At 41.8% G+C, this 10,568-nt stretch carries 7 protein-coding genes; 3 read left to right on the top strand and 4 right to left on the bottom strand.

Annotation, left to right across the window (positions count from 1 at the left end; all coding sequences use genetic code 11):
• Nucleotides 1-527: 527 nt before the first annotated feature.
• Nucleotides 528-1,745: a tRNA nucleotidyltransferase/poly(A) polymerase-related protein gene (locus EWV60_RS08060; RefSeq protein WP_287231793.1), complete on the bottom strand. Its 1,218-nt coding sequence runs from the start codon at nt 1,743-1,745 to the stop codon at nt 528-530.
• 94 nt (nt 1,746-1,839) lie between these two features.
• Here EWV60_RS08060 and EWV60_RS08055 point away from each other — a divergent pair, with 94 nt between their 5' ends.
• The 3 genes from EWV60_RS08055 to EWV60_RS08045 all read left to right on the top strand — a co-directional run bounded on the left by EWV60_RS08055 (nt 1,840) and on the right by EWV60_RS08045 (nt 2,837).
• Complete coding sequence (locus tag EWV60_RS08055) at nt 1,840-2,088, top strand: Ycf34 family protein (RefSeq protein WP_002795917.1); 249 nt, start codon at nt 1,840-1,842, stop codon at nt 2,086-2,088.
• Between the two features lie 346 nt (nt 2,089-2,434).
• Nucleotides 2,435-2,692 (top strand): hypothetical protein, encoded by a 258-nt coding sequence (locus tag EWV60_RS08050; protein ID WP_287231791.1) that lies wholly within the window; start codon nt 2,435-2,437, stop codon nt 2,690-2,692.
• Complete coding sequence (locus EWV60_RS08045; protein ID WP_002739501.1) at nt 2,658-2,837, top strand: PIN domain-containing protein; 180 nt, start codon at nt 2,658-2,660, stop codon at nt 2,835-2,837. The genes EWV60_RS08050 and EWV60_RS08045 overlap by 35 nt, the downstream gene beginning before the upstream one ends.
• 19 nt (nt 2,838-2,856) lie before the next feature.
• Here EWV60_RS08045 and EWV60_RS08040 read toward each other — a convergent pair whose 3' ends face one another.
• The 3 genes from EWV60_RS08040 to EWV60_RS08030 all read right to left on the bottom strand — a co-directional run bounded on the left by EWV60_RS08040 (nt 2,857) and on the right by EWV60_RS08030 (nt 9,680).
• On the bottom strand, nt 2,857-5,556 hold the full coding sequence (locus tag EWV60_RS08040) for a DNA methyltransferase (RefSeq protein WP_287231788.1): 2,700 nt from the start codon (nt 5,554-5,556) through the stop codon (nt 2,857-2,859).
• A gap of 206 nt (nt 5,557-5,762) precedes the next feature.
• Nucleotides 5,763-7,220: a DASH family cryptochrome gene (locus EWV60_RS08035; RefSeq protein ID WP_130756518.1), complete on the bottom strand. Its 1,458-nt coding sequence runs from the start codon at nt 7,218-7,220 to the stop codon at nt 5,763-5,765.
• A 147-nt stretch (nt 7,221-7,367) separates the two neighbouring features.
• Nucleotides 7,368-9,680, bottom strand: a complete 2,313-nt coding sequence (locus EWV60_RS08030) for a GumC family protein (protein ID WP_287231785.1) — start codon at nt 9,678-9,680, stop codon at nt 7,368-7,370.
• Between the last annotated feature and the right edge of the window lie 888 nt (nt 9,681-10,568).

Genomic DNA, 10,568 nt, shown 5'->3' with positions numbered 1-10,568 from the left:
GTTCCCCCATAGAACCCCCTTGAGCCATCTTGCACACTTTTCTCTTTTTGTCAAATTTTATGTTAAGAAAGATGTGACTAATGGATAGCTTATTAAGGGGGGATTAAGGGGGGATCGGCACCCCCCTTATCAAGGGTAGATCCCCCCGCCTATCGGCACCCCCCTTATCAAGGGGGGCAGGGGGGATCGGTACCCCCCTTATCAAGGGGGATCCCCCCATTAAGGGGGGATCGGCACCCCCCTTATCAAGGGGGATCCCCCCGCCTATCGGCACCCCCCTTATCAAGGGTAGATCCCCCCGCCTATCGGCACCCCCCTTATTAAGGGGGGATTAAGGGGGGATCGGCACCCCCCTTATCAAGGGGGGATTAAGGGGGGATCGGCACCCCCCTTATCAAGGGGGGCAGGGGGGATCGGCACCCCCCTTATCAAGGGTAGATCCCCCCGCCTATCGGCACCCCCCTTATCAAGGGGGGCAGGGGGGATCGAACCTAAAATCCATTTTTAATTTAATTATAACCAACCACTTATAATAACTTTTTAGCAAAATCGATCGCCTCCTGAAAAACTGTGACTTGGCCATCAATTTGGGCAATTTGTACCTCGGTTAATAACTTACCGATAATCGGACTAGGTTTCAGGTGTAAATGGTTAATTAAATCATCGCCCCTTAATAAAGGTCGGGGATGGGCGATAATATTATCGGGATCGAGATAGGAAGTCAACAGAGAAGCGACAATATTTTTGTTAATCCCCATTGATAAAGCAAAAAGGGCAAAGATAGGAAATACTTTTCCCGTATTTAGATAAATAAAATACTGTTCCCGCAGACTTAAATTATCTGCCTCCTTGAGGGGAGGTAAACACTTAATCACCGTGATTACCGTGCGAATTTCCCCACGGGAATACTTAAGCTCGATTAACTCTTTTTCCGCTTCTGCTAAAACATCCGATACTAATAGAGCCAATTTTGTCAACTGTAACTGAGAAGGGGAAAAGATAAATTTTTCTGGTGACAAAGATTCTAAAAATCCCGCTGCCGCTTCCACCCCCATAACTCGCTCCATTTTTGCGGGGGTAATCCGACGCAACCAGAGGGATAATAAGCCATCTTCCCAGGCACTTTTTAGCCATTTATTGCCACGGGAATTGAGCAAAAGGTAATTTAACTCAGATTGTACCCTTTCGGCGGCTACACGGCGCAATAAAGGGGCAAGAGAACGAATAGTTGCACGGGTATGGGGTTCGATTTCAAAGTCCAATTGAGCCGCTTGTCGATAGGCCCTTAATAATCTTAGGGGATCATCCTGGAGATTTTCCCGGGAAATCATCCGCAGAGATTGGCAGCCTAAATCTTTTAATCCCCCTAAAGGATCGAAAATTTCTTGGGTGTGGAGATTATAAGCGAGAGCATTAACGGTGAAATCCCGTCTTTTTAGGTCTATTTCTAGAGATTCTCCCTCCTGTTGTGCGAAATCAAGGGTCCCCTGGGGAAAAACGACGCGAGCAATTTGACGAACGGCATCTAAAACCACAAAACCGGCCTTATACTGATGGGCAATAGTTTGAGCAATTTCGATCGCTTTTTCGGGAACCACAAAATCTAGGTCAATATAGTCTTTCTGACGGTTTAATAAAGCGTCTCGCACAGCACCACCGACTAAATAAGCATTTTCTGGCAATTCTTGCCGATTAATCGCAAAAACTTCTTTAACTAAACTATCTAGGTTTTTTTGACAAGACATCGAGAAGAGCAATTTACAAAAATATAATTTTGACTGGCCCCATTTGGGGAGAGACTGAGCTAGATTAGCGGAAAAGACCTATAGAGTTAAACCTATGTGTATTTGTATTAACTGCTATTTTGTTGATCGCTGTCTCACCTATCATGCCGTAGAAACACAACATCAGGAACGTCATCTCACCGAGACACCGGACTTTGAAGCGAAGAACCCTTCTATTAACGTTAACATTCGCACCAAGGAAGATTATATCGAAATGGAGTGGGATGTGGTGGGTTGTGAAAGCTTTTTACGCGAAACCGGTAAATGGTCTAGTTTGCGGCCGGGTGAACCAGTTCCCACCTAAAACACCTGAACTACCCATACATATCTACTACAAGAGCCAAAAACCCTTATCCAGCAATGGATAGACCCGTTAACTTTTCTGGCTGTACTCGTGGAATGGTAGTCATGTATGTAGAAAAAGTTCCTAACCGTTGTGTCTGGAGTGGTTTTTATTAATGAGCATTGCTTAAAAGCAAATAATTCATAATTTAAGTAGGTAGGCGTTAAAAGTTATCAGATGCCCCCCTTATTAAGGGGGGACTAAGGGGGGATCGGCACCCCCCTTATTAAGGGGGGACTAAGGGGGGATCGAACCTAAAATCTATTTTTAATTTAATTATAACCAGCTACTTAAGAGCGAGGTATTTATGGATAAAGAAGAAGAACTACTTGAACAATGGCAAGAATTGACCCCGGAAAAGCAACAAAAAGTTTGGCAATTTGTTCAAATACTTAAATCTGAGTCACAAACAACACCAGAAGCTAAATTTATTCCCCAAACACCATTAAGCAAAAAGTTATGGGAAATCCGACATCGGGCGATCGCAGCTGGATTGCAACTGCTCAATGAAGAGGAAATAGAACAAGAACTTGCTGCACGTCGAGGAGGGTGCAGTGAGTCGTGAAATTGCTGGCACTTACGGTTTAGCGGCGATGGATGCACTTCATGTTGCTGCTGCGCTGCAAATTCAAGCTGATGAACCAATCACCACCGAAAAGCCAACCAAACCAATGCACCGAGTCAGGGAAATTCAGATTGTTTCAATCTAATGTAAGGGGTTAGAGTAATCTAAGAGTAAGGAGACCAGGGACCGATGACGGTTTCTCCTCGCTTCTCTTTTTCTGCTAATTCCAGGTTTAAGGTTAATAGTTTCTCTAAGATGTCGTCGTCAGCTTGGAAGTGATAGGCCTCCATTACTAGCTTGTCTAATTTCTGATGGAGTTGATACAGTTGGCTACTGGGTTCGTTAAAGAATTGGTTATATAGTTTGGTGATTCCCCATTGTTTTTTCTCCATCTGTTGGCTGCGGTATTCGTGTAATTCGTTGGCGGTTTGACGGATTTTTTCGACAAGTTCCCGTGAAGGTGTCTGGGGAAAGGGGAAGGTTTCAAAACAGGTGTTAGGAGTGTAGCGAGTATCGGCTTTTAAGGTTGAACTTTGGGCTTTTATCCAAATTCGATGTATATTTGATGTTAAGATACCGAGAATATAGAAATCATCAGAAGCAACGACATGAATCGAATTATTAGGTAGCCAATCTAAAGAAGTAGGAACAAAAATAAACCATTTTGAGTGTGCGGGAATACTAAAGTAACAAGCTAAAGATTCAATTGCTGTTCTCATTTCAGGTCGAGGACGTAAAAATATCCACCAAAAATCACGTGCTTTCTTATCACGATTTATCTCTCTTTCTGGCTTAACATTTACTTTAATATGCTCAAAAGGTAATTTATATTCACTAGCATCTTCTAAACTCATATTATTGAAATCAATAATCCAGCGGCTAGGTTTTCCCTGAGGATCATCAGTTAAATCACCAGCAGAGGATGATAATTTTAAAACCTCTTTATTCTTAAGATCATTTTCGATCCATTTTTCCGCTTGCTCACTCTTAATATAAAATCCCTTACCAACTGGTATCACTCCTTGAAAACTAATATTTTTATTGGCTAATAGTCTAACTGCTTTGGAAATATCTACTGTCGTCGTCAAAGAAGAATTAATTTGAGAAACTTGATGATTATCTAAATAATAACTTACTGGTTCAACTTTACTCCAATTGACAATACTAACATGAACATTAGCCTCACCAGACCAAGGCTGAGTAGAAATCGCCTCATGAATGTGTCCACCATTGTGAGTAATATAATCCAACGCCGCTACACGACTTTTCCCTTGACTAATAGAATTAGTTCCGACTAAACCCGCTCTTCCTTTCTCATCTAATTGATTATGTGCTAGACGAAACCAATAGGAACAAAAATCAACCGAGTCTTTAACCTCAGAAAACCTTGCAAACACTCTATTAACATAATCATCACTGAGATTTAATCTCATGTGTTTACCTCCCAAAAATGGAGGATTACCGATAATTGCGTCTGCTTTTTGCCAATCCGTAAACAAAGCATCAGCACAGATAATATTACTATCCAAAGTATCCAAAGGTAAAGAAGCTTCCGTCAAATTAAACTTATCAATCGCCACCTTTCTGGCAATCATTAAAGTCACCCGCGCCAACTCTACAGCAAAAGGATTAATATCCATACCATAAAACTGTTTAGGCGTAACAAAACTAATCTGTAATTGGTCACTAGCAGAACGACGACGGTTAGCAATCTTTTCAATTAATAACTGTTCAATGCGCTTTAATTCTTGATAGGCGACATAGAGAAAATTACCCGAACCGCAAGCCGGATCTAATACCTTATACTGCTGTAATTCTAACTGAAGTGTATTTAACTCGCCAATCGTACCAGCTTGCTCAATTTTCTCCTCCCAGTAACGGCTAATAGTTGGGCGAACAATTTTCATAATATCCGCTTCTGAGGTAAAGTGCATTCCGTAAGTATGACGCTCTTCAGCATTAGCCGTCCCCTCAAAAATATTACCAAAAATTGCCGGACGGATCTTACTCCAATCCTGACGCGCCGCTACATCCAGAAACTCTAATTCTTTATTAGTTAATTCAATTGGATGAATTATACTAAACAGTCCCCCATTAAAATAATCCACTCCCTGATATTTACCAACGGGGGTAATTCCGGGTTGGTTCATCTGTTGAAATAATCCCCCCAAGACATCATAGGAATTGCCCCCATTTAGACACTCTTGTACACAAGAAATAAATAAATCTCTCGGTAACAATCCTCGATCCTCAGCAAACATTGCTAATACACACTGCAAAATAAATCGCTGGGCTGTCAACTCATCAAAACCGCTTTTATGACCGCGTTTTTTTAACAGTTGAAACAACTCACCCATCCGCCGCGCTGCCGTTTCTGTAATCTCGACTTGATTATTCTGAAAAATAGGGGTACGATTCCCTACTTCCATAAAATTGAAGGCACTCACCCGATTTTTCAAATCGTTGAGATTTACTCGATCTACCGGTTCATCTATTTGAAGATCAAAATCAAAAATCCAGAACTGATCAAAATTACATAATAAGACATAGCGAGGGCGATTAGGAACCAATCGACTCCAGTATTCAAAAGCTTGGGGATAGTGCTTACTTAAATCTTCTCCTCGCTTTTTCATTTCAATTAAAACACGAGGTTTCCAAACTAAATCAGCAAATCCCGTTTTACCTTTCTTGCTACCTTTAGTAATCGCCTCCTCATAGGTTGCACCCGCTTCTAACGCACCTTTATGACCAAAAGCTCGAAAGAAACGGTCTAGGAAAATCTGAGCTTCTTTCCTTTCTTTGCCAGTAATGTGCTGTTGACAAAAATCAATAAATTCCTGTAAGCTTTCAAGAGTAGTAGTCATCTTTTGCCTTTCTATTGGATTAGGGTGGGCGTTGTGGTGCGATCACTATCTTACACGATAAAATAAAGGAACTGAGTTGAAATCGAAGTCAAGCCTATGCCAATTCGAGGCGTTGTTGAATCAAGGTATGAATGGCAATTGTGCATCGTATCCAAAAGTTAGTTTGGGTCTAGGTTTTAAAAATCCCACAAGAGAAGATTTATATCTCAAATCAGCAACGACTTGGCGAGATAAATTTTTTCGTTGTGTTTAATTGATTGAAAAAAATCGACAATAGGACGAGGATAATTAACCCCTAAAATCACCCCATAACGCTTTTGTTCCTCCAGAGATAATTTATAAGGTTCGTGAATTTTATCGCCTTTTATTAGGGCTAATTCGGGCAACCAGTGACGTAAATAATCACCTTTGGGATCATAATCTTTCGACTGTTTCGGGATATTAAAGTAACGAAATCCTCGTGCGTCATTACCGACACCAGCAGTGTAATTCCAATTACCCCAATTACTACAGACATCGTAATCAACTAATAATGACTCGAACCATTCTGCTCCCATACGCCAATCAATACCGAGATTTTTGGTCAGAAAACTAGCGACATTTTGCCGTCCACGATTTGACATAAATCCTGTAGCAGCTAACTCTCTCATATTAGCATCTACAAGGGGATAACCAGTTTTTCCCTCACACCAAAGATTAAATCTTTGCCAATCTTCTAGCCAGGGTAAATTAAGTTCTTGCAAACCAGATTTATAAAAGATTTTATTCCCGTGTTTACTGCAAATAAATCGAAAAAAATCTCGCCATAATAATTCAAAAGTTAGCCAATAAGTAGAGTCATTTTTTACTCTTGTTTGCTCATATTTTTGTACTTCCTCATAAATATAACGGGGGGAAAGACAGCCAAAACTTAACCAAGCTGAGAATTTTGAGGAATAATTAGTCCCTAACATTTCATTGCGGGTTTCCTTATAGGTTTTTAAGGAATCACTATCCCAAATATATTCTTTAACCCGTGATTTTCCTGCTATTTCACCCCCTTGAAATGATAAAACACCTCCCTGGTCTAGAATTAGTTCTGTTAAGCCTAAATCCTTTAAAATAGGAAGATTTCCCCAATCTATTTTAGGTAATTTTGTCAACTTTTTCGGACTGGGATAAGTTGTTCTTATTTCCCAATGACGTTCTACTTGTTTACGAAAATTAGTAAATAATTCCGGCAGTTGATTAAGGGTAAAAGGTAAATCATCAGGATGATATAAAGTGGCTGTCCAAAAAGTTTTTATCTGCACAGGAATTATAGATAAAGCCTTATTTACAGCCTTTTCTACCGCTAATTCCTCTGCTGTAACCTCTTGATGATAATAAACCCTGGCTATCTGCAATTCTTGAACTAATTGCGGGATAATTTCTTCTGGTTTTCCCCGTCGGATAATTAAATTACTGCCTAAACCTTCCAGAGATTGTCGTAAATTTGCTACGCTTTCTAATAAAAATTTAGCCCGGAACTTGCCAGTTTTGGGAAACCCGTAGGAAGTAAAACCAAATTGACGCTCATCAAAACAATAGAAAGGAATTATCTCTAATTGTTCTTGAATGGCTCGATAAATTGCCTCGTGATCGTGAACTCGCAGATCATTCCGATACCAGATTAAAACCCGCATTTAACATCAATTAAAAGTTGATAACCGATCAATAAGTAGTTAGGTGTTAAAAACCATCAGATACCCCCCTTATTCAGGGGGGATTAAGGGGGGATCGAAACCCCCCTTATTAAGGGGGGATTAAGGGGGGATCTATCTTTAATTTAATTATCTTTTCCCGTAGTAATGGCCATAGTAACGATAATTATGGTTTTTCCGACTAACATTATTAGCCACTAAACCTAACACGGAAATATGGGATAATCTCAGATCTTCGAGCAGATTTTTCAGGGCAAAGCGATCGGTTTTGCCCAGTTTGGTAACGAGAACCAGTCCGGTGGCCATGGCGGCGAGAATTTTGGCATCGGCAAAAGCGGCGATCGGTGGTAGATCATAGATAATTAGATCGAAGGCTTGCTCTTGCTGTAAACGCGAGATCATCTCCTGCATTCTCTGGGAAGAAAGCAAGCGGGTTGGATCTGGGGGAATTTCACCGGCGGTAAGAATCGATAAATTCTCGTAACGGGGTAGAGGTTGAATTGCCTCATTCCAATCGAGACCCTCGGCGAGGACATTACTAAGGCCGTGGTCGTTATCGAGATTAAGTCGATGGTGAACCTGGGGTCGTCGCAGGTCAGCATCCACCAGTAAGACTCTTTGTCCCATACCAGCGGCGGCCTTAGCGATATTTATTGCCGTGGTGGTTTTACCATCTCCCGGTGATACAGAACTAACCACGAGGGACTTGCGGGGGGAATCGGCATCGAGGAGGCGAATATTGGTGTTGAGAGTGCGGAAAGCTTCCGAGAAGGGGGAGAAATTATAGTAGGAGGGGTTTTCGTCGGCCGATTTCCCAGTAGTATTAGGGACAGTAATTTTGCGATCACCGACTGTTAACTGTGGTAGGGCGGCGGTGATCACTTTTTCGATGGTGCCAAGGTCTTTTTGCCAGGGAATTGCGCCCAAAAGGGGTAGTTTGGTATCTTCTTTTAGTTCATCTGCACTATGATGAACGGGGTCTAATCTTTCAGCTAAAAAGGCCGCCCCCAGTCCTAATAAAAGGCCACCGATAACCCCTAAAGCCAGATTTCGCATAGGTTTAGGAGCAACGAAGTTTTCCCCTACTTCTGGTGGGGAAATTAGTTGCCAAGGCACCACTTGTTGTGCCACCTTGAGTTGAAGTTTTTGTTGTTCCTCCAGAAAACGGTCGAGACTGGTGGTGGCGATTTCCAACTCTCGCTGCAAATCCGTATAACGACGGGCTAAAACCGCCAGATTTTTGACCGAGGCTTTCTGTTGTTCGAGGGCCCGGGCAAGGGATTCTACCTTAATTTCTAGGGTTTGGCGACTGTTAGCGGCTTCCACCAATTGTTGGGTTAATTGTACCCGCAAAGCGCTCTGTGACACCAAAGCAGGGGAGTCACCCACTGTCTGGGGCAGTTTTTCTCCTAGGGTTCTCTGGGCTTCGTTTTGCAGTAGGGGCAGTAAATTAGCCCGTTTTTCCTCTAGGGTGGCGATTATCGGGCTATCCTTGGCAAAAACTGCCGATTGTTTGGCCAATTCCACTTCTACTTCCTGCAGCTGCTTGAGCAAATCTTGATAACCGGGAGATTCACTGAGATAAGTAGCGATAATTGCTTGATTAGGGTCTAATCCCACCTGTTGCTGTAAAGCCTGATAGCGAGAGTTAATTTCGTTAAGGGCAACTTGGGCACCCCGATAATCTTGTTCAGTAGTGGTTAACTGTTGTGATAAACGAGTTGCCTCTTTATCGGGATCGAGGAAATTGTATTGCTGCCGGAATTGCTGCATTTGTTTTTGTAGAGTATTAACTCGTTCCTGCAGCACGGGCAATTGAGCGTTAACAAAATCTAACCCTTGATTAATTTCGGTCTTCCGTTCCTGAGAACTATAGTTTAGGTAATGACGGGCTAAATTATCTAAAACCAGCTTAATTTTTTCCGGTTCCTCATCTTGATAGGAAACTTCTAAAACTTTCGTCTCTTTTAGTTGACTAATTTCGAGATCAGATTTGCCAGTTTTACTAATTAAATCACTGTAGGTAAAGTCGGGATATTGAGGAGTTATTTTACTAAAGATGGGGTTAAGGAGTTGCGGACTGGTTAAAACAGCGATTTGGGTATCATAATCGATGTCTTCACCACCTAACTGAGGTAGGATATCTTGGGCTGCCAGTACGGAAGGACTTTTATTTTCCTCGATGGGTTGACCGATGAGCAGCAAGAATTTACCTTGATAGATAGGGGTTTTTGAGAAAGTATAAGCAGCGATCGCAGCCGTCACCCCTAGGGTGATGCCAACGATTAACCACCAGCGATGCTTGATGACGTAAAGGAATTGACGCAGGTTGAGTTCCTCTCCTTCCTGCGTGACGGAGGGGATAAAAGCTGGTTGGTCAAAAACTGGCAGATTTGCTTGACTTTGGGTTTTTAAAGCCCCGTTTTGTTGGTTGTTCATCATTATCAAATAGTCAAGGGATAACTCTATTAAACCGCATCTAGTATGCCAGTATAGCTTAAGAATAATTTGGGAATTTGTCCAAACATGGTATCTATTTAAAATAGCCCCCAACCCTTATAGAGTAAGGAATATGACATCTAAAGCTGAAATTGACTTCGGGACACTTTTAAAGGATATAAACCGCAACCAGCTAGAGAACTGGAATCTCACTGGCAGGCCATTAACCCCTAAAAGTATTGCTATGCAAAGATCATAGCCGAAAAAGGCAAACTACGGGGTTCCCCGTGGACGCGGTTTAAAAGATTTTGCGGTAGCAATCTGGTTCGATTAGTCACCGCTTCATCATAACACCATGCTACAATGACAACTCTAGTTTTTCCGGTAATTACCAAATTAAGGTGCGTTTACCCTACCTAGCCAATGCCACTGGCCGCTTGACATACCCCCCCTGAACGGTTACAAATTATGGTTCTTCCGAACTTACACTGTAGAAAATTCCTCAAGCTCACTCTCTGCACAGCAATGCTCTAAAGTTGATAAATATCAATTTAACAAAAACTCAAAGCCTTAGTGTACAAGCTTTACAATCATAAGTTGTTGATAGTTTTACATAACAGGTTCGGTAGAGCCCAAATTATGTACTATTCTGCCAATGGCAATAAGCTGTACTGAATTTAAACCCACATTCCGCACCCTCAACTGTCACATAAGCTGTCCCCCTCCAGAGACTTGAGTAAAAATACTTAGCTGGTGAAGGTTTTCTGGGCAGCAGCTAGGGGGGTCTTGAAACCCCTAATTATGAAAAAATAGGAATTGTTGGAAAACTGAGGCGAGTGGACTGTTCGACCAGGAATCAATCAACAGAAATTGAAGTCAAAAATCTAGACC

This window comes from Microcystis sp. Msp_OC_L_20101000_S702, from assembly GCF_007095705.1.
Classification (GTDB): Bacteria; Cyanobacteriota; Cyanobacteriia; order Cyanobacteriales; family Microcystaceae; genus Microcystis; species Microcystis ichthyoblabe_A.
Note: the sequence above shows the minus strand (reverse complement) of the source record. Positions and strands in the feature narration are given on the sequence as shown.

Excerpts from the sequence above, each read along its gene's own strand:
- EWV60_RS08055 (WP_002795917.1), top strand. The coding sequence starts at position 1,840 with ATGTGTATTTGTATTAACTGCTATTTTGTTGATCGCTGTCTCACCTAT.
- EWV60_RS08040 (WP_287231788.1), bottom strand. The coding sequence starts at position 5,556 with ATGACTACTACTCTTGAAAGCTTACAGGAATTTATTGATTTTTGTCAA.
- EWV60_RS08060 (WP_287231793.1), bottom strand. The coding sequence starts at position 1,745 with ATGTCTTGTCAAAAAAACCTAGATAGTTTAGTTAAAGAAGTTTTTGCG.
- EWV60_RS08030 (WP_287231785.1), bottom strand. The coding sequence starts at position 9,680 with ATGATGAACAACCAACAAAACGGGGCTTTAAAAACCCAAAGTCAAGCA.
- EWV60_RS08035 (WP_130756518.1), bottom strand. The coding sequence starts at position 7,220 with ATGCGGGTTTTAATCTGGTATCGGAATGATCTGCGAGTTCACGATCAC.
- EWV60_RS08050 (WP_287231791.1), top strand. The coding sequence starts at position 2,435 with ATGGATAAAGAAGAAGAACTACTTGAACAATGGCAAGAATTGACCCCG.